Here is a 19,994-nt window from a genome sequence, read left to right on the forward strand (position 1 = left end):
AAAACTTGGACAATCTCAGGATCATTGCCGGTGATTTCACATTCACCGGCCATTTCGAGACCGCCCGCGCCCCAAAGACCGTTGCCGCGTTTCGCAAGTATCTGCCCTATGCCAGCAAGATCGTTCATGTCCGCTGGTCGGGTGAAGGCGTCTGGGTGCCGTTGGGCGAAACGGATTTTGGGGTCGCCTATGAAAATCACACAAGCCACCCCGCACCGGGACATATCATTCTGTATCCGGGCGGGATCAGCGAGACAGAGATTTTGCTTGCCTATGGTGGGGTCGATTTCAGCTCGAAAATGGGGCAACTGGCGGGCAACCATTTCATCACTCTTACGGGGGGCGTGGAGAATTTGCACGCTTTGGGAAATTCGGTTCTTTGGGAAGGCGCAAAGCCCATCCGATTTGAAACTGCCTAGAAGAAACGGGTGCGTCGGTGGCTGGGCAGTGCGACATTGAAGCCCGGCACACCTATCAACTCGGACGTCTGGCTGCTCCCCGCCTACCAGTGACTCCCCTTTTGTGCACTGTTAATGGGCCGCATTCTCGCTTAGGAAATGCGCAAGCCGATACGCAGGATGCAATCCCATGCCGCAGCCTTTCAACATCATGGTCGTCGGTCAGGGCGGGCGGCTCCAATATGAAGCGCTGGTGTTTGTGGCCAGCCTGCGCGCCCGTGCACCGGGGTTCGCGGGGCGGATGATCGTCGCAGAACCGCAGCCGGGACCGCTTTGGCAGGATGATCCGCGCATGGCGTCCGACATCAGGGCCGCGCTGGGTGATCTGGGTGCCGAGGTGGTCCCTTTTGCGGCGCGCCATTTCGGGCAAAGCTATCCGCATGGCAACAAGATCGAAGGCTTGCAGGTCCTGCCTGCGGGCGAGCCTTTCGTGTTTTTCGATAGTGACACGCTGATCACGGGCGATATCAGCGCGGTGGCGTTCGATTTCTCGCGTCCCGCGGCCTCGATGAACCGGACGGGCACCTGGCCGGTCGAGGATCTGTACTGGCCCGGCTACACGGCGATCTGGAAATCGCTTTACGACAAATTCGGGCTGGATTTCGCGTCGTCATTGGACCTGTCGCAGCCGGATGAATTCTGGGAACGCTATCTCTATTTCAACGCGGGCTGGTTTTACGGGGCCGATCCTGCCGCGTTCGGCCAGCGTTTCACCGACTACGCCGTGTCGATCCGCGATACAGCCCCGCCCGAACTGGTGATCCAGCCGCTTGATCCGTGGCTCGATCAGGTGGCGCTGCCGCTGGTGATCCACAGCTTTGGTGGCGGCAGGCCGGATGCAGCGCTGGCGGGGCTCGATGGTGACCTGACCTGCCATTACCGCCTGCTGCCGCTGCTTTACGCGCGCGGCACGGACGCGCAGATCGCCCTGCTGGAAGAGGTATGCGCACCCAACCGGATCAAGAAGCACCTGCGCCAGCACCCCCCGTTCAAGCGCATGGTCTATCAAGGCCAAGGGCAAAAGGTGCGCGCCCTGTTCGACAGGGACAACCTGCCCCGCCACGAACGCGCGATCCGCAACCAGATCAGGGCGGCGGGATACTGGATGCGCTGACGCGCGTGGAACAATCGGGCGGACGTAGTGTTGAGACTGGACATGCAGCAGCAACGCAAAGGTCGCCCCATGATAGGTTTCACCCTGATCGCCAGCGCAGTCTTAGGCTCTCTGATCGCACTGGCCGCCATACCCCAACAAGCCCCGGTCCTGCGCACCCTGCCCCGCCAGCGCAGAGTTTAATCCGATGACCATGGCACAGAACGGCTCTGTCACGCGCATCACCACCGACAATCCGCTGGTTTATGCTTTCATGATCCGCGCAGAGGTGACGACCGACGACATGGAAGGCATGGCACGCCTCATGAACGCCGCTTTCGACAAGGCCGAGGATGTGTCCATGCTGCTTATCTTCGAGCATTTCGAAGGGCGTGAAACAGGGGCGGGACTGAACTGGGAAACGATGAAAGCGCAGTTCCGGTCATTGGCGAACGTCAACAAATACGCCGTCGTCGGCGCACCCGACGCAGCGCGGACCATGATCGGCGTGATGGACAAGATCATTCCCGTCGATGCCCGCACCTTCGACGCCGCGCAAGAGGCCGAAGCGTGGGCCTTCGTCGGCGCACGCCCGATCCCCGCCGGCTCAGCCTGACCTTCAGGGGCGAAAGGGTTGCGAAACAGCTGCGCGTCCCGTCTGGAAACGCCAGCTGCGCTTGTCGATTTCAGTCGAGATGGTCACTGTAACTCTCCACGGCGCGCACGTCAGCTTTCGCCAGATTCACAAACCACCCGGCAAGCCGATCAGCTATGAAAAGGTCTCGGCCGGCATCGTTCCGGCTATTAAGGACGACAGCTACAGCAGGTCCGAGACCGAGAAGAATGCAAGCTGACCGACCCCAAGCTCATCAGTGGCGGATGTAGATGACGTCACCCTGTCCATGTTGGCGCAGCGCAGATGGGCACGACAGAGTTTCACCTGTAGGGCGCGCGTCGCCAAGCTCGATCGGCCCGAGCCGGAACGTGTTCGACCTTGAGCCCGACGTGGCGCTGACATGCAAGGCGATGTGCGACGCGGTTTTTGATCTGGAGCCATGCTGGATAATCTGGGCCTGCCCTGCGTGCCGATGCTGACCGGCGGCAAGAGCCTCCATGTGATTGTGCCCCTGCAGCCAAAGGCGACTGGCGAAACCGTCAAGCTGTTCGCTCGCACCGTCGCCGTCAGGCGTTCAGAGGCCGCGCCCGACCGCTATATCGCGACCATGTCGAAGGCCCGGCGCAAGGGGCTGATCTTTATCGACTGGCGGCGCAGCAATCGCGGTGGCACGGCTGTCGGCCCTTATGCCTTGCGTGCCAGCCTCGGCGCCAAGCTCGCCGTGTCCGTGATATGGACCGAACTGCGGTCCGTGCGCAGGGCGGGTGCGTTCGATATCCGCTCTGTCAAAGACAGGCAGGGCACTCCCTCCCCGTTGCAGGAAACGACCATCAGCGCGGTCACGCTGGGACATAGGGTGCTGGAGTGGCTTGAAAGGTGCGGCGCTGCTGCGGACTAGCGGTCGGTGCTGTCCCCGCCATCGGGCGGGCGCAGCTTAGCCACCTGATCGGCGGTGATCGCGTCCTGATAGGCGTTGCCCAGTTCCATCCGCACGTAATTGGTGACAGCCGCTACTTGCGCGTCATCCATTTCATCCGCGAAATGCGGCATGCCCTGATAGCCGTTCAGGATGACGCCCGCGACGAAATGCTTGGAGTTCATCTTTGGATTGCCCGCCAGTGGCGGATAGGCACCCGCCCCTGCCGCGCCCTCGCCGGCTTCCATATGGCAGGCCTGACAGGTCGTGCGGTAAAGCGCCTCGCCACTTGTCTGGGTGAACAGTTCCTCATCCTCGGAAAACCGTGCCAGCAACTCGGCTATGGGATCATCTGACGCCTCCTGCGCCTGCGCCTCAGATGTGGCGCCATAGGCGACGGTCGCGATGAAAAGGAAACAGGCGTAGAGCTGTGGTGTGGTCATGCCGCATTCTCCCTCTGGTCCAGCCGGCTGATCGCATCAAGCGAGGACAGCAGCGATCCTTCCAGCCATGCGGGGATTTCCGAGCAATGTTCGCCCGCCAGCACCAGCCGGTTGTCGATCTCGCACAAATCTCGGTAATGCTGGTCGCGCAGGTCGTCCGTCCACTGGCCGTAACAGCCCAGCGACCAATCGACCCGGTGCCAGACCCATGACGTGCCCGACATGAATTCGGCATCGTATTGCGGATGGATCTGCCGACCCAAGGCGAAGGCCGCGTCGATCCGTTCCTGCGGGGTCATGGTGGACCATGAATAGGTGAAATTGCGGCCAGCGGTGGAGGTGTCATAGGCCGCTTGCAGCACAGCGGGACCATCGGTCATGAAGCCGTAGTTGGGATAGGCGATCTGGACCAGCGGCAGATCGGTATAGCTGATGCCGCCCATGATCCAGTCGTCCTGTTCCCAGAACCTGCGCCGGAATTCCAGCGCGACCTTGAAAGCCGAGGCATAAGGCACCGCCGCGATGGCCTTTTGCATCCGGTCAGAGCATTGCACCTCGATCTGGGCCAGAACCGACAGCGGGATCGTGCAGATGCACCAGTCGGCGGTTTCTTCCTGCACCGACCCGCCACGGTTCGCATCTTCATACGTGACGGTCACGCCGCCTTCGTCCTGTGCGATGCGGGTGACACGCGCGCCAAGCTGGATCACGTCCTCTACCTCGCGCGCGAAAGCGTCAGAGATTGCGTCCATACCGCCGACAGGTTCGAACATCGGTGGCTCGAACGTGTAGCTGTTGAAGTTGAACAACTGGTCCCAAAGGCCCGATTGCAAAAGCGGCGACAGGTCGACCGGTTCTGACGGGCGTTTCCCGGGCATCAGCCCGCCGGGCGGATGGATGTCCCAGCCGCGCACACCGCCCAGATCGTCGCTTGACCGATACTGCAGGTCGTTGTTCAGAACGCCCCATTCCTTCAACCCTTCGAGCAGTTTTTCGCGGTCCTCGTGGGTGACGGTGTCATCGAGTTGGCGCTGATCAAGCGATTTGGCCAGCAGTTCGGCGACATGCCCGCGCATATCCTTTTCGACATGCCCCACGCGCTGCGGTCTGCCGCCGAAGGCTTTGGAGGAATGCAGAAACGCCTTGTTGTTCTTGATGATGAACGGCTGCAACGGCACGCCAAGACGCCTGCAATAGTCGAATACCGCACGGTGATGGACAGGCAGCCGCCACGGTCCGGGATTGAAATAGCCGTCGCTTTCGAAATCGCAGGTGATCTCGTGGCCGCCCATTTCGGTAAAGCGGTCCCCACCGCGGATGGTCAGGCAGCGGCCACCGTGGCGGTTCTGGTATTCGAGGATTTTCACCTCGTAGCCTGCCTGCCGCAACTCATAGGCGGCGGCCATACCGGCCACACCGGCACCAAGGATCAGAACGCGCCGCTGCGCGCGTGGCCCTTGCAGCGCGACAGGCTGGGTATAGCCCGATTCCTGCGCGAACCCGAGGCTGGTCATCGCCTGATACATTGCGGCCGTGCCTGCGACCTGACCGATCATGGTCAGCAACTGGCGACGGGTCGGGGTGAATGGTGTCATGGTGTTTCCCCTTTTGCGACATGGGTCCGGCGGCGGCGCAAGAGCCACCACGCGCCAAGCAGCGCCACGATCAGCGCAACCGCGACCCCGACCCACGCCCCGATCTGGAGCATCCGCAGCACGGGCGACATTTCTTCTTCGAAGTTCAGGATGCGGTCCACATCGGCGGCGGTCACATCGCTGTCGGGCTGGTCGCCAAAGGTGATGCGCGTGTAGTTCGCAAGCATCGCGATTTCATCGCGGCTCAATTCATCCGCAAAGCCGGGCATCGCGGGCGCGCCGTGCAATTTGCCTGCGGGCACGCCGTGCAACAACACTTGCAGCAGGTTCATCGGATCGGTCCGGCGCAGGGCCGCGTTCTGGTTCAACGGCGGATAATAGGCCTGCGCCTGCCCTTGCCCGCTGACACCGTGACAGGCCGCGCAATTGTCGATGTAAAGCTGCTGAGGCTGCGAAAGGTCCGCGTCCCCTATCACCGCGGTCATCTCCTCGCGGATCATGCCATAGCGAAAGACGGGATCGACCCGCTCGGCCTCGGGGACCAGAACCGGCACCTCTTGCGTGCCGCGGGTGATCGGGGGGATCGTTTTGAGATAGGCCGCCATTGCGGCAAGGTCGTCATCCTCCAGATGGCGGGTCGAATGCTGCACGACATCGGCCATTGGCCCTGCCGCCTGCACGATATCAGCCGCCTGCCCGCGCCCCAGATAGTCGATCAGGTCCTGCTGCGACCATTCCCCAAGACCGGTGACAGGATCGCCTGTCAGGTTGGGGGAATGCCAACCGTCCATCGTTTCGCCGGCAAGGTATTGATCGTCCTGCATCCCGAACAGGTCATCGCGCGGGGTGTGACATTCGCCGCAATGGCCCAGATGGTTGACGAGATAGGCACCGCGCATCAGGACGGGATCGTCACTGACGGGCAGATCACGATCGCCCAGATTGAGCAAGTTCCACGCGATTACGCCAGTGCGGATATTGAAAGGGAAAGGCAGGTCCGTCTGCGCCTCTGTCGGGCGCTCGACAGGGTCCTGATCTTGCAGCCACGCGTAAAGATCGTCGATATCCCTATCTGTCATGCCGCGAAAGGATGCATATGGCATCGCCGGATAGAGCCGCCGGTCAGGGGCCACGCCGCGCCGCAGAACGTCTGCGAGATCATCGCGGCTGTAATCGCCGGTGCCGTAGCGCACAGAGGGGCTGATGTTGCTGGCTACAATGGTGCCCATCGGGGTCTCGACCTCATAGCCGCCCGACAGATCCTCCATATGGCAGGACATGCAGCCGGAAGCGCGGGCGACATAGGCACCGCGTTCGATCTGCGCCATGGCGTCTTCGTCCTGCGCAGCAACCGGCAACGCGGCGATGCCGACGCAAACGGCAAGACCTGCCGTGGTCAAACCACTGCGTGATGACAACAGATACGCTCCGACGCCCGCCATGCGTCAGGCCGCGCGCAAGGGCGGTGTCGGCTCGCCGGGTTGTGGTGGCGGAGGCGTGTCAGGCGGCACATCACCCGGATCGGGATCGGGCATGGGGTCGGGATACTGATCGGGATCAGGCTGTTGGTTCGGGGGTGGCAGGTCGCTTGGCGGCAGGTCGGTCGGAGGGCGACCATAAGACGTAACAGGCATGGTTCATCCTTTGCGGTTCTGATCCGCCTTGCAGCGGCGTTACAGGACCAACGCCAAGGCGGCGTCCATGTTCCTAGAAAAACGCCGTCAGCCCAAAATCGCCGCATCGTTGACGTAAACGGCAAAAGCGAACGCAAGAAGAAGTGCCAGAAGGATCAGCGCAAGGGCCAGAAGGCGGGCGTAGGTCTGTCGCATCGTTCACACCATCTCGAAGATTTCAAAGCTGATCCGGCGCGCAGGCACGCCGCTTTCGCGCAAGGCTTTTGTCGCGGCCTCCAGCATCGGCGCGGGTCCACAAAGCATATGGGGCCAGTCGAGCGTTTCATTGGGCAGGCACCGCGCCAGAAGGTCGGCATCGATAAAACCGCTCTCTGCGTCCCAGTCTGCGGGCGGTTCTTCGGGGACATGCACGATCGTCAGGTTCATATCCGCCGCCATTGCGTCAAGGTCTTCGCGAAAAGCCGCCGCATCCAAGGTCGGATTGGCATAGATCAGGATGACGGGGCGCGGGTCTTTGCGGGCATGCAGCGCCGTCAGGTTGGCGATCACCGGCGTGATCCCGACACCGCCCGCGATCATCACGAACCCCGCGGCATCCGCCTCGCGGTCGACCGAGAAGGTGCCAAAAGGGCCGTCCACATAAGCCAGAGCGCCGGGCTTTACTTGCGTCAACCGCTCGGAATCGTCGCCCAAGGGTTTGATCGAAAAAGCGATCTCGTCGCCCAGATCGGGAGCGGTGGAAATCGTGAACGGATGGTCCTTCATCGCCCAAGGTGCATGACCGACAGACAGCCACGCGAATTGCCCCGCTTTCCATGCGCGCAAGGGCTGCCCCTCGGGGCGCAATGTCAGCGTGCGGACGCCACCGCGTTCGGCGACATTGCCCGTCACGCGCCACGAATTGCGCCAAAGCATCGCAGGGCGCAGCAGGCGCGACCAGATGATGAACCCGACCCAGACCAGCGTGACGCCAAGCCACAGCGCGCGGGCATTGTCGGCGCTGGTATAATTGCCGACACCCAGCACATGCGCCACGGCAGCGGCAAAGCCAGCGACGGCAAGTAGCACATGCATCACCCGCCACCAGTAATAGTCGATCTTAAGGCGCTTGCGCAGTTCCGACGTCACGATCAACAGCACGAAACACACCAGCGCAAAACGCCCGACGGTCAGCTCCCAGCGCGCCGTCAGCGGATTGAGATCGCCCAGCGCAGGCTGATACCAGATGTAAAGGACAGCAAAATGCAGCAGCATCAGGCCCAGCACACCCCAGCTGAGAAAGCGGTGGAACACATAGATGATGTCGGCACCAAAAGGCGCGGTCAGCATCCTGATCCGACCCGTCAGCGCGAATTGCGCCGCCGCCAGCGCCAATGCGGCAAAACCGCAGCCCATCGCGAAATCCCACAAAACGGACGTTGGTGCGGGCAGATCGCGGCCGGTGGCGATGACGACAAACGGCGCAGCGATTACCACAACTCCCACCGCAAGCCAGAATGCGGCATGCACCAAGACCGCGACCGGGCGATCGGCGGTGCGGATGAATTGCTGTGGAGGGTGCGCTCCGGTCCGTGCTGACTGTTTCATTGCAGCACAACCGACCAGTGCGCGCGACGTTCCCTGCCGCGTTGCAAAAAGCCCCAGCCATTCTTTTCAGAAAGCTGGGGCGCGTTGCTTCATTTGCCGTCGTCAGCGACAGCCGGATCTACCGGCTGAAATGCGGCAGGATCATGCGCCGATCCGGCATGATCGCCTTGCGCGTTGCGCTTATCGACATCGTTGGTGCCGTTCTCAGTGTCATCAGTGTCTTCGTTCAGTTCCTTGAGCGGCTGGTCTTCGCGCTGATGCTCGGGCGTTTCCGGCTGCGCCCCGTCTTTGGGTGTCTGGTCGTGATTTCCATATGCATTGGTCATGTCGCCCTCCATTGATCTGGCCAAGGTCAACGTGTCGCGGTGACAACAGTTCCCGCTTAAATTGCTCAGGAATAGGGTTGCATCACTTTAATATCAATTTTGAATATAGGCCATTTTCCGCCCATTCGAATGGATGGAATTCAACCGCCTTTTATGAATCGGAATTACGTGGTGTCGTTGCCGCGTGACAACCGGAAAGGGCACAACCATGAGTGACTGGAAAAACGTCGGTGTAATTTCATGTGTAGCTAGGTCTGGTGAGGAGTTGTCCGTGATCAAACAGTCGCGTGCCGACCGGACCGGCGCCACTTTGGCCATGCCGTCCGAGACGACAGACCGTTACGTGCTTGGCAACGGGGCAGAGGTTGAGCCGCTCGATCCGCAAAGGTTCGTGCTGCTTGATACCCGCGAAATCGTGACACGTATCTGATCGCGTGACAGGCGACAAAAGAACGCGGGGCCCGGATCAATCCGGGCCCCGTTTTTTTGGGCTGGTCAGATGAAGGCAAAAACCAACCCCAAGGTGATCACAACCAGCACCGCCGACCACGCATGATGCGATTTCCACAGCGGCGTATCGGCCAGCGCCTTGCGGTCATCGCGCCAGGCGTCGCGGCTCCAGACATGTTCGCCGGGTTCCAGATCGGGCGCGTCCGACGTCAGCGTGATTGCAAGATAGATCGCAAGGTTCATCGCCAGCATGATGCCCGTGCCGTACAGAAACTGCAGCTCGATCAGCTCCAGTGCCTCGAACAGGGTAAAGCAGACGATCCCGATAGGGATGCCGATCGACAGCGTCCAGAAAGCTGCATGACGCGGCGGGCGTGCCCAGAACAATCCGCCAAGAAACACGACCACGACCGGCATGGTAATATAGCCAAGGAAGGACTGGAAATATTCCACGATCCCGCCGAACGACCCGATGATCGGCGCCCAGACGGCCGCCATGACCATGAACAGCCCGACCAGAACCCGGCTGAGCAACAGTAGCTTTTCTTCGCTGATGTCCTTCTTCGCGGGTTTGACAAAATCGTTGACCACCAGCGATGCACTGCCGTTGAGGACGGAATCGACAGTGGACATCAGCGCCGCGATCAACCCTGCCAGCGCAAGGCCGCGCACGCCTTCGGGCAAAAGGCCGAACACCAGCGCGGGCCAGATCTGGTCCGCCTCGCCGATCTCGGGGAAAATCTCGCGCCCCATGACGCCCGGCATCACGAGGATGAACAGGAACGGCAGTTGCATCCCCGCCGCCAGCAAAAGACCCCAGCGGCCATGATCAATATCCTTGGCGGCCAGCACCTTTTGCACGACGACCTGATTTGTCGTCCAGTAATAGAAACTGAGCCAGATCGCGCCGGTAAAGATACCGGGCCACGGGAAGAAATCGTCATCCGCCGGCGGCGCAAGGGTAAAGCCGCCCTCGGGTGCGGCAGCGCGCACGCCTTCCCACGATCCGATCTGCGCGAAAGTCATGAAAAAGATGACGGTGCCGACAAGGATCAGAAGCACCCCCTGAATCGTGTCCGTTACCATCACCGCCTTGAGACCCCCGAAGATCACATAAATTCCCCCCAGAAACGCCACGCTCGCGATCAACATCCACAGCGGAACCTCGGGGAACAGCAGTTGCAGCGTCAGGGACCCCGCGAACAACGCACCGGCACTGTCGATCACGATGGCGGTAAACACCGAAAAAGCGGCGAAAACCTTGCGAGACCGCGTGTCATAACGGCGTTCGAGGAATTCGGGCATCGTGCTGACCTTGGAGCGCAGATAGAACGGCAGCACGAACAGCGAAAAGAAGATCAGGACCAGCGTCGCGGTCCATTCATAGTTCCAGACCGCGATCCCGTGGTCATAGCCTGCCCCCGCGATCCCGACAAAGGATGTTCCCGACAGATTGGCCGACATCATCGAAATGCCGATGATCGGCCACAGCACACCGCCGCTGCTTAGATAGCTTTTGCTGTCTTTGTGTGACCGGCTGACCCAAATCCCGATGCCCATCACGATGATGATATAGGCGGCCGCAATGACGAAATCGGTGGTTGAGACTGTGAAATCCGGCATCTCGCAGGTCCTTTTCGAAAGAAATCGATCAGGTAACAAGGACTTCACGGGAATGTTCCAGAGCCGCCCCCGGGGGTTGAGCGCAGTTGCGCCGGAACAATGCCGCGCACCGGCTGTTCGCCCTGCATGGCCGCCGAACTTCCACATGCTTTTCTCGAGGCGATCGCCCGTCTGCTTGAAGGGGCGGGCGTGCTTGCCATTCTGGGCGGCACGCTTGTCGCTCTTTACACTGCGGTACGCGGCATCCTGCACCGGAACGAAGGGCAGGCTGTGTTCGACATGTTCCGCACCCAGCTTGCCAAAAGCATCCTGATCGGGGTCGAGTTCCTGATCGCGGCCGACATCATCGGCACCGTGATCGTGGAACCTTCGATGGACAGTCTGGGCGTGCTTGCGGTGATCGTGCTGATCCGCACCTTCCTCAGCTTCAGTCTCGAGGTCGAGATTGAAGGCCGCTGGCCTTGGCAGCGCAACAGCAACCGCCACGAAGACGATTGATCGGGCATTTTTAAAGGAGATTATCATGCCACGCGGAGACAAATCCAAGTATACCGACAAACAAAAGCGCAAGGCCGCGCATATCGCCGAAAGCTACGAGGATCGCGGCGTCGACAAGGACGAGGCCGAAGGCCGCGCTTGGGCGACCGTCAACAAGGACGATGGCGGCGGCAATAAAAGCGGATCAGGGCGCGGCACCGATACCGGCAACCCCGCGGCCAAGAAAGGCCGCAAAAAGGGTGGCTGACATTCTGCGCGCATGCCTTATCGTCGCCATGAAAGACCGGTACTTCCGTCGCAGCTTTTGATCCGGTCTGCAGGATCGACCGTATCTGTTACCACCAAAGCGACAAGGAACGAGTGCAAATGGACGATCAGGACAAGGCCGCCCGCATGCTGGATGAAAAACTGCACGAGCTTCTGGTCGGGATCGGAAAAGAACCCGTCTCGGAAGAAACGCGCCAACTGGCCCTGCAGCTGCAGCAACTGCTGAATGATCGTCAGGCGATGGCGACCGCGAAAGGCTGATTTGGCCTTACCTCAAAAAAATGCATGCAGCGGAACAATCTGGCATCAAAGCGGTTGACGCGGTGAGGACCGGCACTGCACCCGCCGGTTCTTGCCGGTGGTGCACCCCTGCTCCCCATCACCGACAAGGAATGGCGGCGCTTCCCGTCCCCGCTCCCGTCTTGGAAGCGTCGCTGTTCCACCTCCCCTTCATCTGCAATGCAAAAGACCGCCCGACGGGGCGGCCTTTTTGTTTTTGGACTACAGGGCCTGCACCCCGTATCAGCGGCGGGCTTCGATCACGTCGAAAAAATCGGTCGTGCCCAGATCGTCGATCAGCAGGTTGCGCGCGCGATTGACACGGCTTTTGACGGTGCCGATGGCGCAATCGCAGATGCGCGCTGCCTCTTCATAGCTTTCGCCCAGAACGACGACCAGCAACAGGATCTCGCGGTAGTGGCGCGGCAGCTTCGCGATCGAGGCCAGCAGGCGCTGACCCGCGATATGTTCGTCATGTGTCGGCTGGCTGACCGACAAGGTCGATGCGCAATCGGCAAGGCCCGGTTGCTCGCGCGTGCGTTTGCGGATGTCGGTCAGGAACGTGTTGCGCATGATGGTGAACAACCATGCCCGCAGATTCGTGCCCGACTGGTATTTGCTGATATTGCCGATCGCTTTGACGAGTGTTGTCTGCACAAGATCGTCGGCGTCGTCATATTGTCTGGTAAGGCTGCGTGCATAGGCACGCAAGGCGGGCAGATGCGTCAGAACATCATCGACATCGTTGCCGTCCGTCGTGGTGTTCGTTCTGCGGTGCTGCATAGGGTTACTCCTTGTAACATGAGGATAACGCCGGTGCCGCGCTGGGGGTTCCTTTGCAGAGTTCAACTTCTGCGCAAGTACTGGTCACTGTGCGCGACCGCGTAGCAGAAGCTGCGCGAAGGCACCGGCGCGCTGCTTGTGCGGCGCGCCGGTGCGATTTCAAGGCCTTATCAGGAAGGAATGCTGCCGGGGCCAGTCTTGCCCGGTCCGGATTGCGGCATGTCTTCGTCCTGCAACGCTGATTTGCCAGCAAGATTGGTCGTCTTGCCTTTCGGGCTGTCCGAATCCTTGTCGTCATCCTCTGACTGGAGCGTGCCCAGCGCGTCGGATGCCGCCTTTTCCACGACCTCACCCATATCGGTCACCGCCTTTTGCGCGACGGCACCAAGTTTGGCACGTTCTTCCGCGTAAATGCGTTCGGCCTCGTGCATCAGGTCGTCGGCAGTGTCACCGAACGTATCGTCCTCGAAACGGGTATGCGGCAAAGCCGCGCCGATAGCCGCCCCGACGGCCAGCGCAAGGGCGCCAGCGATCAGCGGCTGTTCCTCGAAAAGGTCCACCGCCTTATCGCGTGCATCCGACATGCGCGACATCGCGGCCTCGCGCGCTTGGGTGGCCTTTTCGCGCGCCGCCATCACACGGGCGCGCCCTTCCTCGGTCAATTCTTCAGTGCCTTCAGACAGGCGCGCGCGCAAGGCAGAGGCACGGTCGCGCGTCGCTCCGGCGCGGTCCTTCAACCCTTCCTTGGTGCGCTCCACCGCGCTGCCAGAAATGTCGCCGTCGCTGTCCGCGAAACCGCGCGCCCAGGATGGCGTGTCAATGTCGCGCACGGACCGTTCCTCGTAGCGCGTACTACCGCCGACCGGATCGCGCCGCGCGGCATAGGCACCATAAGGGTCGTGGGCAGGCCGGTTGGCCCGTTCGTGGCCGTAGGACTCCGAGTTCTGCACCTGCGCCGGACTGCGCCGTTCGCCGAAGATCAGCCACGCCAGACCGACGCCGGTCAGGGCGACACCCAACGGGTTTTCCTTGACCGCGCGGGTGACGGACGCACCGATATCGCCGCTATGTTCGCGGATCTGGTTGGCGGCCTCGCGGACCATCGTGTCGACCGAGAACTTTTCTTTCAGATCGTCCAGACTGTCAGCCAGCCCTTCGCGCTGCTCTTCAAGGTCGCGTTCGATCTCTTTGGTGGAACGGTGGTCAGTCATTGTAGGATTCCTTCACGGTCTGGGCGTCACGTTTGACATTTGCAGCAGTACGGGTCGGCGCGAGCGAGCTGAGTTGCAGGTCGGATTTGCCTTTCTGCAGCAGCACATAGGCGATGACAGCCAGCACAACGCCCACGATCAGCGCGGACCAGCCACCCGGAATGCCAAGCTCTGTCAGGGCCGCCACGATTGCGGCGGTCAGCACATTGAGCGCGGTCAGCGCCACCACGGCCGCGGCCACGATCATCCCGATCGCAACACCGGCGGCGTGGACGTTCTCGTTCAATTCGGCACGCGCGAGGTCGATCTCGCCCCGCACAAGGTTGCTGACTCGGGTCATCGCGTCATTCAGGATTGCACCGGCGGATTTTTCGGTTGTCATGGTCATACTCCTGTCGTGGGGGTGCCAGTGGCGGATGTCGGCAAGGGATGCCGCGCATCATCACGGGCCTGTTGTGTCGTGGCGCCCTGCGCGCGGTGGCCACCATCCGAGGCACCCGCGGTCATCAGGCGCGTCGCGGCGAACCCCACGAGTGCGGCGCCGCCCAGAAATGCGAAGGGATGCTTGCGCGCCATCTGGTTGAGATCGCGCATCATTTCGCCCATGTCCTTGCGGGTCAGCGCATCCGAAACCTGTTCGAGGTTGTCGGCCACCACATCAAACATACGCCGTTGGGTGGAATTGTCGTCCAGTTGGTCTGATGCGGTATGAAGCGCCTCGGCCATTTGTTTGACGTTGCGCGCAGCTCCGCTGCGGGTTTTGTCGGCGGCATCGGTCATGTGTTCCGATACCTTGCCGGCGGCGTCCTGCGCCTTGTCCTGGATTTTGTCCGCAGCCTCGGCGCCCGCTTGCTTGGCGGATTGCGCGGTCGATGTGTTGTGTTGGTTCGTGTCGGTCATGTGTCTGTTCCTTTCAGGTCAAGTGATGAGCGAGAGAACGGCAAGGACCACGACGACAAGGCCCACAAGATAGATGATTGCGTTCATGATGTGATATCTCCCGATGTTCAGTGCGGTATGGTCCAAGCAACAGCGCCATGCGTCAGATGTTCCAGACAATCTGGGGCGATGACGCGGCAAGATGGGTGTCGGTCGCACGCTCATGCCAAGGTCTGCGCGCCCCATGAAACCAACACATGGGCGAAGGCGTTGTCCCTTTTATCAGTGGCCCGCGCACATCGCGGGTCTTGGGAACCAAACACGATTGGCAAAGGCGTATGGACAGGCTGAATGACTGGATGATTGATGCGGTGACTGTTTTCGGCACCCTGCCCGCCTTCGTTCCTCCCGTGGCGGCGATCCTGCTCAGCATCCTTGCAGGTCAGCTGCTGCATTGGCTGGCATTCCGTTTTCTGACCCGCGTGATCGGCGGCAAATCAGGGTTGGTCGATGCGCTTTTGCATCATGCGCGTCGGCCTCTGCGGTTGGCCTTTGTGCTGATTGCGTTGATCACCACGCTGTCGGCTGTCACGCTGCCGGGCGGCTGGGAAGGCCCGCTTCGTCGCCTCGTCACGGTGTTGCTGATCGTGCTGATCGGCTGGACGATCCTGCTGCTGACCAATCTTTACAGCGAACGGTCGGTGCTACGGTATCGGTTCGACACCGACGACAACCTCGCCGCCCGCAAATACGTCACGCAGGTGCGCGTGCTTCGCCGCGTCATCGACATTGTCGTGGTGATCCTGACAGCGGGTGCTGTGCTGCTGACCTTCGAGAGCGTGCGCCAATACGGGGTCAGTCTTTTCGCCTCGGCAGGTGCGGCAGGGCTCGTCCTCGGCTTTGCCGCACGACCGGTTCTCGCCAACCTGATCGCTGGGGTCCAGATCGCACTGACCCAGCCGATCCGGCTCGAGGATGTGGTGATTGTCGAAGGCGAATGGGGATGGGTCGAGGAAATCTCGGCGACCTATGTGGTCGTGCGCATCTGGGACTGGCGGCGCATGGTCGTCCCGCTGTCCTATTTCATCGAACAGCCGTTCCAGAACTGGACCCGCGAAACCGCCTCGATTATCGGGGCGGTGACGTGGCATCTGGATTACACGGTGCCGGTGGCGCAAGTGCGCACCAAGCTGGAAGAGCTGGTCAAGGCGTCAACCTATTGGGACGGCAATGTCGTCAACCTGCAGGTCACAGAGGCCGAATCCACCACCCTGACGCTGCGCGGATTGATGAGCGCGCGCACCTCGTCGCTGGCATGGGACCTGCGCTGCGAGATCCGCGAAAAGCTGATCGCCTGGCTTCAGGCGGAATACCCGCAGGCCCTGCCACGCATGCGGATCGAGGCCACAGAGCAGGGCCGCGGGCCGGATCGCAACCGCTAAGCGTCTGTCAGCGGTGTTCGCTGGGCGCGTCCTTGGCCAATGTCGACTTGTTTTCATCCTTGTGTGCTTCGGGGTCGTGCAGCCGGTCTTCGGTTTTCTTTTTGCTGACCATCGCCACGACGATGACAGCGGCGAATGTGAAAAGCGACAGCGCCGCCAGAAAGTAGCCGGATTCCATGAAAATCTCCTGTTCAGGTCGGTTCAAGGCTCCAACCGGCGCCTTAGGCAAAAGGTTCCAGCCTGCCTTCTGCGGCATTCTGACGACGGAACCTTCTGCGCAGGCGGTTGTTTTGCCCCGACAGGCTGGAACAATTCAGCGCGCATTATAGAAATGGAGAGACATATGAGCCATTCCGAAAACAACATGGACCGGCAGGTCAAGCGCCACAAAGGGCCTCTGCTCGGCTTCATCGCCATCGTCGTTTTCGTCGGCGTTCTGTTGGTCTGGTGGCTGGGCACTGTCGTGGACGAGGCTGAAGATGCCACCGGTGCGCAGCTGCCGGCTGATGGCACATCGCTATCTGCCCCCGAGACGGGTGACGGCAGGACATCTGCCGTTCCAGCGCAGAACCCGTCCGCCGAAGGCGCCGATGATCTGACCGCTCCGGCGGCGGCTGATTGACAGACAGCAGCCGGGCGCGTCTGTGCCCGGCTGCATCACGGAAAACTTACGCTGCGGGGTTCAGGCGCGTGGTCGCGATTTCGGTCAGTTTGCGGTCGGTCGCGTTTTCTTCGTCCAGTGTCTGCTGCAGGATATCGGCACAGGACGTGCGGCCCATTTCCCGAGACCACGCGATCAATGTGCCGTAGCGCGTGATCTCGTAATGCTCGACCGCTTGCGCGGCGGCGGCAAGAGCCGCGTCCAGCACTTGCGCATCGGCGATTTCCTTGGAAATTTCGTTCGCTTCCTTGATGATCCCGTCAATGGCGGGGCAGGTCACGCCTTTGGGGTCCTTGCCGAGCAGGGCGAAAACTTCCTCGAGCCGTTCGATCTGGCCTTTCGTTTCCTGCAAATGCGCTTCGAACGCCTGACGCAGCGTGTCGGAGGAGGCTTTGTCCATCATCTTGGGCAGGGCCTTCACGATCTGTTGTTCCGCGTAATAGATATCTTCGAGCGTATGCAGATAAAGATCGTCCATCGACTGGATGTCTTTTGAAAACAAACCCATAGTTGTCCACCTTTTCGTTATGGGCGCGCAGGCGGGATTGCCTGTGGCCGGTGCCAACTAACCTGAACCGTTGCGCGATGTTCCCGCAGGCGGCATCTCTCCTAGCCGGACGGAACGCTGGAACATGGGGGCGGCGGGCAGGTTTGTTGTGGCAGGGACCCGACGGTCCTTTGACACAAGGAGAGACTGATATGACCAAGACAAATGGACTCGTACTCGCCGCGTTACTGATGGCGTCCACGTCACCCATGGCCATTGGCCAGACCACAAACACCGATCCGGCCACAACCCCGCCTGCGGGCACCGAACCCGCGCCACTGCCCGGATCATCACCAACCGACATCACCCCCGCACCGATGCCGGGGGATGCACCGACGGGCACCGATACAATGCCCGGCACCGGCACGACGCCCGCCACTGACATGGGCAACAGTGACATGGACTACCTCATCATCATCGCAGAGCTGAACATGCCATCGCCCGCGGATATGGATTGGTCCGAGGAATTCGCTGACCTGTCCGAGGATGCCGAGGTCGAGATCGTGACCCTGTCCCAACTGGCCGGTGCCGACGATCCGGCAGCGCCGATGATGGATCAGGCGATGGCCAATCTGGACAACGATCAAGACACCCTGCGCAGCGCGATCGCGGATAGCGACGTGCTCAGCAGCGCGCTCGAGAACGCGGATTACACCGCCGAGCAGGTCGTCGCAGCCCTTATGGATCGCGACGGCGAAGGTGGCGTCACATTGATCGTCGATGACGAGGCCGCATCGGGCGACGCAGCTGCGGACGAGGACGACGGGTCCGAATCCGACGGCTGATCCGCCTGTGCGGTAGGCAGATCAGGCATCCCCGCAATCGCGGGGGTGCCTTTTTCATGTCTGCAAAGGTCGAGTGGCGCACATGGATGGGACAGAAGCTTTCCGCATGCACCCGGGACAAGTGCATCCGGCCCAGGCGTGAAACCGGAAAAACCGATCCTGTGCTTCATACCATCGCGTCCGGTTGACACATGCACGCCACTCTTGCTGCCAACCTGCCTGACGCGGACATGTTCCCGCGGCTGTCGGCCCGTCAGACAGGGGAACATCCCGTCCACCGCGGTGTTGACTGCCCGAGGACCACAGCAAAAGGATGCAGGCGATGGCTGGTCGGACTTGGGCAACACTGCCGCGCGTCGTGCGGTTTTTGATCACCTACTTCGTACAAGGTGCAGTGGCAGGTTGCGTGCTTGGCCTTGTGCTAATCCGTACCGACACCGCCGGCATCGGCACCCTGCTGGAAAGCCACAACAGCGGCTGGCCTACCCTGCTCTTCTTTTTGCAAGGGGCGGTGCTGTTCGGCACGCTGGCCAGCATCGTCGCTGTGGCGAACCTTGATGACGACATATGATCAATCCAAGGAGAACCAAATGACTGATCTTGACCGTGCCCGCAACGAACCCGACGCCGCCCTTTGGGACGAATTGTCCAAGGTCGAGGCCGGAATGCTGGGCATCACCGGCAGCGGGCAGCACATGCAGCCGATGGCTCACCACGTCGATGCCGAAGGCTCTTGTTTGTGGTTTCTGACCACACGCGACACCGATCTGGCGCAAGCGCTGGAGCCTGACAGCACGGCGCATTTCGTGATCATCTCGCAACCGCACGATTTTTATGCCTGCATGTCCGGACCGATCGCAGAGCGGGAGGACAAGGCGATCCTCGACGCCTTGTGGGAAACATCCGCCGCGGATCATTTCGTGGACGGCAAGGATGACCCCGCGCTGATGCTGATCGCACTCGAACTGGACAGCGCGGCGTTGTGGGCCCTGCCGCACGGCGGATCGCACCACGCCTGGCACGTGCCGGACAAGGACGGAGGCGACGCCGGGGAGACGGGCGTGCGCAAACATGTAAAGTTCGACTAACCCGTCGCGCCTGTCCCGCAGAAAACCCCGCAGCCTGTGCTGCGGGGTTTTCTTTAGGCAGATGAGATCAGTAAGTGCCCGGCGGGTCACTGGCCGGAAAGGATTCCGCAGATCGTTGATCGACCATGTCCCAATGGTCGGTCCCGGCACGTGGCAGGCGCAACCTGCCTAGCTCCTGTGACGCCCTGGCCGCCCGAAACACGTATAGACTCAGGCCCGCGACAACCAGCAGCACCAAATTCTTGCGTAGCATCTTGATCTCCATTTCAGCGGGCGGTGTTGGCTTGTCCGCCCATACCCCGGTCAACCGCAGGATCAGGGAGATGTTCCGCGCTGTTGACGGTGCGGAACAAAGCATCTGCGGTCTGGTTGATTCCGCACAAAACAAAGGAGACAGACAATGGCAGACCCGACCGACAAGGCCCAGACCGCCGCACGTTTGCGCGCCGATCTGGATGCGGGCGAAAGGCGCGACAAGCCCGCCTATCCCGATCCCGCAACCGCCCCTTTTGGCACCGATGACGAGGCGACAGAGACCGCTGTCAGCACCGAACAGCTGCGCCTCGCCCGTGACAAAGAAAGCCATTATGACGACAGCACCGACACTTACGCAAACGTTCGCGCCGATCAGGACGCCGTGCGTGTGCCCGGTGTGGACAGTGCCGGTCCGGGCGCACAACCCGACCCCACGATCGCGCCATCGCGCCCCAGCAATGTCGGACTGACGGTTGTAGCCATACTTGCACTGGCGGCGCTGGCGGTTCTGATCGCCGTTTATCCGTAGCCGAACACCCCCCGCCCCGCAGAACGGGG

At 61.2% G+C, this 19,994-nt stretch carries 27 protein-coding genes; 14 read left to right on the forward strand and 13 right to left on the reverse strand.

Annotation, left to right across the window (positions count from 1 at the left end; translation table 11 throughout):
- Nucleotides 1-5 precede the first annotated feature (5 nt).
- The 4 genes from VCK47_RS05250 to VCK47_RS05265 all read left to right on the forward strand — a co-directional run bounded on the left by VCK47_RS05250 (nt 6) and on the right by VCK47_RS05265 (nt 3,065).
- On the forward strand, nt 6-419 hold the full coding sequence (locus tag VCK47_RS05250) for a DUF3830 family protein (RefSeq protein WP_322889658.1): 414 nt from the start codon (nt 6-8) through the stop codon (nt 417-419).
- A 169-nt stretch (nt 420-588) separates the two neighbouring features.
- Nucleotides 589-1,572: a hypothetical protein gene (locus VCK47_RS05255; protein WP_322889659.1), complete on the forward strand. Its 984-nt coding sequence runs from the start codon at nt 589-591 to the stop codon at nt 1,570-1,572.
- Between the two features lie 187 nt (nt 1,573-1,759).
- Nucleotides 1,760-2,167: an STAS/SEC14 domain-containing protein gene (locus VCK47_RS05260; protein WP_322889660.1), complete on the forward strand. Its 408-nt coding sequence runs from the start codon at nt 1,760-1,762 to the stop codon at nt 2,165-2,167.
- A 439-nt stretch (nt 2,168-2,606) separates the two neighbouring features.
- Nucleotides 2,607-3,065, forward strand: coding sequence for a hypothetical protein (locus VCK47_RS05265; RefSeq protein ID WP_322889661.1), 459 nt, complete (start codon nt 2,607-2,609; stop codon nt 3,063-3,065).
- On the opposite strand, the gene VCK47_RS05270 is transcribed toward VCK47_RS05265, so the two are convergent.
- From VCK47_RS05270 to VCK47_RS05295, 6 genes are all read right to left on the reverse strand, one after another.
- The gene (locus VCK47_RS05270) at nt 3,062-3,526 is read right to left on the reverse strand and encodes a cytochrome c (protein WP_322889662.1); all 465 of its coding nucleotides are present in this window, start codon (nt 3,524-3,526) and stop codon (nt 3,062-3,064) included. The two genes, VCK47_RS05265 and VCK47_RS05270, sit on opposite strands and share 4 nt — an antisense overlap.
- Nucleotides 3,523-5,121: a flavin monoamine oxidase family protein gene (locus VCK47_RS05275; protein WP_322889663.1), complete on the reverse strand. Its 1,599-nt coding sequence runs from the start codon at nt 5,119-5,121 to the stop codon at nt 3,523-3,525. Before VCK47_RS05275 ends, VCK47_RS05270 begins: the two co-directional genes overlap by 4 nt.
- Nucleotides 5,118-6,539 (reverse strand): c-type cytochrome, encoded by a 1,422-nt coding sequence (locus VCK47_RS05280; protein WP_322889664.1) that lies wholly within the window; start codon nt 6,537-6,539, stop codon nt 5,118-5,120. The genes VCK47_RS05275 and VCK47_RS05280 overlap by 4 nt, the downstream gene beginning before the upstream one ends.
- A 27-nt stretch (nt 6,540-6,566) precedes the next feature.
- Nucleotides 6,567-6,755: a hypothetical protein gene (locus VCK47_RS05285; protein WP_322889665.1), complete on the reverse strand. Its 189-nt coding sequence runs from the start codon at nt 6,753-6,755 to the stop codon at nt 6,567-6,569.
- Between the two features lie 198 nt (nt 6,756-6,953).
- The gene (locus tag VCK47_RS05290) at nt 6,954-8,342 is read right to left on the reverse strand and encodes a ferredoxin reductase family protein (RefSeq protein WP_322889666.1); all 1,389 of its coding nucleotides are present in this window, start codon (nt 8,340-8,342) and stop codon (nt 6,954-6,956) included.
- An 89-nt stretch (nt 8,343-8,431) separates the two neighbouring features.
- Nucleotides 8,432-8,668 (reverse strand): hypothetical protein, encoded by a 237-nt coding sequence (locus tag VCK47_RS05295; protein ID WP_322889667.1) that lies wholly within the window; start codon nt 8,666-8,668, stop codon nt 8,432-8,434.
- A gap of 271 nt (nt 8,669-8,939) precedes the next feature.
- Between VCK47_RS05295 and VCK47_RS05300 the strand changes: the two genes are divergently transcribed.
- Nucleotides 8,940-9,098 (forward strand): hypothetical protein, encoded by a 159-nt coding sequence (locus VCK47_RS05300; RefSeq protein ID WP_322889668.1) that lies wholly within the window; start codon nt 8,940-8,942, stop codon nt 9,096-9,098.
- Between the two features lie 65 nt (nt 9,099-9,163).
- Here the strand turns inward: VCK47_RS05300 and VCK47_RS05305 are convergent, their stop codons facing one another.
- Nucleotides 9,164-10,741, reverse strand: coding sequence for a sodium:solute symporter family transporter (locus VCK47_RS05305; protein ID WP_322889669.1), 1,578 nt, complete (start codon nt 10,739-10,741; stop codon nt 9,164-9,166).
- A 126-nt stretch (nt 10,742-10,867) separates the two neighbouring features.
- Between VCK47_RS05305 and VCK47_RS05310 the strand changes: the two genes are divergently transcribed.
- The 3 genes from VCK47_RS05310 (at nt 10,868) to VCK47_RS05320 (ending at nt 11,767) form a co-directional block, all read left to right on the forward strand.
- Nucleotides 10,868-11,239: a DUF1622 domain-containing protein gene (locus VCK47_RS05310; RefSeq protein ID WP_322889670.1), complete on the forward strand. Its 372-nt coding sequence runs from the start codon at nt 10,868-10,870 to the stop codon at nt 11,237-11,239.
- 25 nt (nt 11,240-11,264) lie between these two features.
- A complete protein-coding gene (locus tag VCK47_RS05315; RefSeq protein WP_322889671.1) occupies nt 11,265-11,486 on the forward strand; it encodes a hypothetical protein in 222 nt (73 codons plus the stop codon).
- A 119-nt stretch (nt 11,487-11,605) separates the two neighbouring features.
- A complete protein-coding gene (locus VCK47_RS05320) occupies nt 11,606-11,767 on the forward strand; it encodes a hypothetical protein (protein WP_322889672.1) in 162 nt (53 codons plus the stop codon).
- Nucleotides 11,768-12,028: 261 nt separating this feature from the next.
- Here the strand turns inward: VCK47_RS05320 and VCK47_RS05325 are convergent, their stop codons facing one another.
- From VCK47_RS05325 to VCK47_RS05340, 4 genes are all read right to left on the reverse strand, one after another.
- A complete protein-coding gene (locus VCK47_RS05325; protein WP_322889673.1) occupies nt 12,029-12,568 on the reverse strand; it encodes a sigma-70 family RNA polymerase sigma factor in 540 nt (179 codons plus the stop codon).
- Between the two features lie 170 nt (nt 12,569-12,738).
- Nucleotides 12,739-13,779 (reverse strand): DUF3618 domain-containing protein, encoded by a 1,041-nt coding sequence (locus VCK47_RS05330; protein WP_322889674.1) that lies wholly within the window; start codon nt 13,777-13,779, stop codon nt 12,739-12,741.
- A complete protein-coding gene (locus VCK47_RS05335) occupies nt 13,772-14,161 on the reverse strand; it encodes a phage holin family protein (RefSeq protein WP_416236647.1) in 390 nt (129 codons plus the stop codon). Before VCK47_RS05335 ends, VCK47_RS05330 begins: the two co-directional genes overlap by 8 nt.
- Before the next feature lie 2 nt (nt 14,162-14,163).
- Nucleotides 14,164-14,679 (reverse strand): hypothetical protein, encoded by a 516-nt coding sequence (locus tag VCK47_RS05340; RefSeq protein WP_322889676.1) that lies wholly within the window; start codon nt 14,677-14,679, stop codon nt 14,164-14,166.
- Between the two features lie 317 nt (nt 14,680-14,996).
- On the opposite strand from VCK47_RS05340, the gene VCK47_RS05345 reads away from it, so the two are divergent.
- Entirely contained in the window at nt 14,997-16,100 is a 1,104-nt protein-coding gene (locus VCK47_RS05345) for a mechanosensitive ion channel family protein (RefSeq protein WP_322889677.1), read from the forward strand.
- A gap of 7 nt (nt 16,101-16,107) precedes the next feature.
- Here the strand turns inward: VCK47_RS05345 and VCK47_RS05350 are convergent, their stop codons facing one another.
- Nucleotides 16,108-16,278, reverse strand: a complete 171-nt coding sequence (locus VCK47_RS05350; RefSeq protein ID WP_322889678.1) for a hypothetical protein — start codon at nt 16,276-16,278, stop codon at nt 16,108-16,110.
- A gap of 165 nt (nt 16,279-16,443) precedes the next feature.
- Here VCK47_RS05350 and VCK47_RS05355 point away from each other — a divergent pair, with 165 nt between their 5' ends.
- Nucleotides 16,444-16,722, forward strand: a complete 279-nt coding sequence (locus VCK47_RS05355) for a hypothetical protein (protein WP_322889679.1) — start codon at nt 16,444-16,446, stop codon at nt 16,720-16,722.
- Between the two features lie 46 nt (nt 16,723-16,768).
- On the opposite strand, the gene VCK47_RS05360 is transcribed toward VCK47_RS05355, so the two are convergent.
- Entirely contained in the window at nt 16,769-17,269 is a 501-nt protein-coding gene (locus VCK47_RS05360) for a ferritin-like domain-containing protein (RefSeq protein WP_322889680.1), read from the reverse strand.
- A gap of 191 nt (nt 17,270-17,460) precedes the next feature.
- Between VCK47_RS05360 and VCK47_RS05365 the strand changes: the two genes are divergently transcribed.
- The 4 genes from VCK47_RS05365 to VCK47_RS05380 all read left to right on the forward strand — a co-directional run bounded on the left by VCK47_RS05365 (nt 17,461) and on the right by VCK47_RS05380 (nt 19,965).
- Nucleotides 17,461-18,093 (forward strand): hypothetical protein, encoded by a 633-nt coding sequence (locus VCK47_RS05365; protein ID WP_322889681.1) that lies wholly within the window; start codon nt 17,461-17,463, stop codon nt 18,091-18,093.
- Nucleotides 18,094-18,415: 322 nt separating this feature from the next.
- On the forward strand, nt 18,416-18,664 hold the full coding sequence (locus tag VCK47_RS05370; protein ID WP_322889682.1) for a hypothetical protein: 249 nt from the start codon (nt 18,416-18,418) through the stop codon (nt 18,662-18,664).
- Between the two features lie 19 nt (nt 18,665-18,683).
- Nucleotides 18,684-19,181, forward strand: a complete 498-nt coding sequence (locus tag VCK47_RS05375) for a pyridoxamine 5'-phosphate oxidase family protein (RefSeq protein WP_322889683.1) — start codon at nt 18,684-18,686, stop codon at nt 19,179-19,181.
- Between the two features lie 400 nt (nt 19,182-19,581).
- Nucleotides 19,582-19,965, forward strand: coding sequence for a hypothetical protein (locus VCK47_RS05380; protein ID WP_322889684.1), 384 nt, complete (start codon nt 19,582-19,584; stop codon nt 19,963-19,965).
- Nucleotides 19,966-19,994 lie beyond the last annotated feature (29 nt).

The sequence above is a fragment of the Yoonia sp. 72 genome, assembly GCF_034652275.1.
Classification (GTDB): Bacteria; Pseudomonadota; Alphaproteobacteria; order Rhodobacterales; family Rhodobacteraceae; genus Yoonia.

Excerpts from the sequence above, each read along its gene's own strand:
- VCK47_RS05345 (WP_322889677.1), top strand. The coding sequence starts at position 14,997 with ATGGACAGGCTGAATGACTGGATGATTGATGCGGTGACTGTTTTCGGC.
- VCK47_RS05360 (WP_322889680.1), bottom strand. The coding sequence starts at position 17,269 with ATGGGTTTGTTTTCAAAAGACATCCAGTCGATGGACGATCTTTATCTG.
- VCK47_RS05285 (WP_322889665.1), bottom strand. The coding sequence starts at position 6,755 with ATGCCTGTTACGTCTTATGGTCGCCCTCCGACCGACCTGCCGCCAAGC.
- VCK47_RS05365 (WP_322889681.1), top strand. The coding sequence starts at position 17,461 with ATGACCAAGACAAATGGACTCGTACTCGCCGCGTTACTGATGGCGTCC.
- VCK47_RS05260 (WP_322889660.1), top strand. The coding sequence starts at position 1,760 with ATGACCATGGCACAGAACGGCTCTGTCACGCGCATCACCACCGACAAT.
- VCK47_RS05330 (WP_322889674.1), bottom strand. The coding sequence starts at position 13,779 with ATGACTGACCACCGTTCCACCAAAGAGATCGAACGCGACCTTGAAGAG.
- VCK47_RS05295 (WP_322889667.1), bottom strand. The coding sequence starts at position 8,668 with ATGACCAATGCATATGGAAATCACGACCAGACACCCAAAGACGGGGCG.
- VCK47_RS05350 (WP_322889678.1), bottom strand. The coding sequence starts at position 16,278 with ATGGAATCCGGCTACTTTCTGGCGGCGCTGTCGCTTTTCACATTCGCC.
- VCK47_RS05355 (WP_322889679.1), top strand. The coding sequence starts at position 16,444 with ATGAGCCATTCCGAAAACAACATGGACCGGCAGGTCAAGCGCCACAAA.
- VCK47_RS05290 (WP_322889666.1), bottom strand. The coding sequence starts at position 8,342 with ATGAAACAGTCAGCACGGACCGGAGCGCACCCTCCACAGCAATTCATC.
- VCK47_RS05335 (WP_416236647.1), bottom strand. The coding sequence starts at position 14,161 with ATGACAACCGAAAAATCCGCCGGTGCAATCCTGAATGACGCGATGACC.
- VCK47_RS05320 (WP_322889672.1), top strand. The coding sequence starts at position 11,606 with ATGGACGATCAGGACAAGGCCGCCCGCATGCTGGATGAAAAACTGCAC.
- VCK47_RS05315 (WP_322889671.1), top strand. The coding sequence starts at position 11,265 with ATGCCACGCGGAGACAAATCCAAGTATACCGACAAACAAAAGCGCAAG.
- VCK47_RS05310 (WP_322889670.1), top strand. The coding sequence starts at position 10,868 with ATGGCCGCCGAACTTCCACATGCTTTTCTCGAGGCGATCGCCCGTCTG.
- VCK47_RS05275 (WP_322889663.1), bottom strand. The coding sequence starts at position 5,121 with ATGACACCATTCACCCCGACCCGTCGCCAGTTGCTGACCATGATCGGT.
- VCK47_RS05375 (WP_322889683.1), top strand. The coding sequence starts at position 18,684 with ATGACTGATCTTGACCGTGCCCGCAACGAACCCGACGCCGCCCTTTGG.
- VCK47_RS05270 (WP_322889662.1), bottom strand. The coding sequence starts at position 3,526 with ATGACCACACCACAGCTCTACGCCTGTTTCCTTTTCATCGCGACCGTC.
- VCK47_RS05325 (WP_322889673.1), bottom strand. The coding sequence starts at position 12,568 with ATGCAGCACCGCAGAACGAACACCACGACGGACGGCAACGATGTCGAT.
- VCK47_RS05380 (WP_322889684.1), top strand. The coding sequence starts at position 19,582 with ATGGCAGACCCGACCGACAAGGCCCAGACCGCCGCACGTTTGCGCGCC.
- VCK47_RS05370 (WP_322889682.1), top strand. The coding sequence starts at position 18,416 with ATGGCTGGTCGGACTTGGGCAACACTGCCGCGCGTCGTGCGGTTTTTG.
- VCK47_RS05265 (WP_322889661.1), top strand. The coding sequence starts at position 2,607 with ATGCTGGATAATCTGGGCCTGCCCTGCGTGCCGATGCTGACCGGCGGC.
- VCK47_RS05255 (WP_322889659.1), top strand. The coding sequence starts at position 589 with ATGCCGCAGCCTTTCAACATCATGGTCGTCGGTCAGGGCGGGCGGCTC.
- VCK47_RS05305 (WP_322889669.1), bottom strand. The coding sequence starts at position 10,741 with ATGCCGGATTTCACAGTCTCAACCACCGATTTCGTCATTGCGGCCGCC.
- VCK47_RS05340 (WP_322889676.1), bottom strand. The coding sequence starts at position 14,679 with ATGACCGACACGAACCAACACAACACATCGACCGCGCAATCCGCCAAG.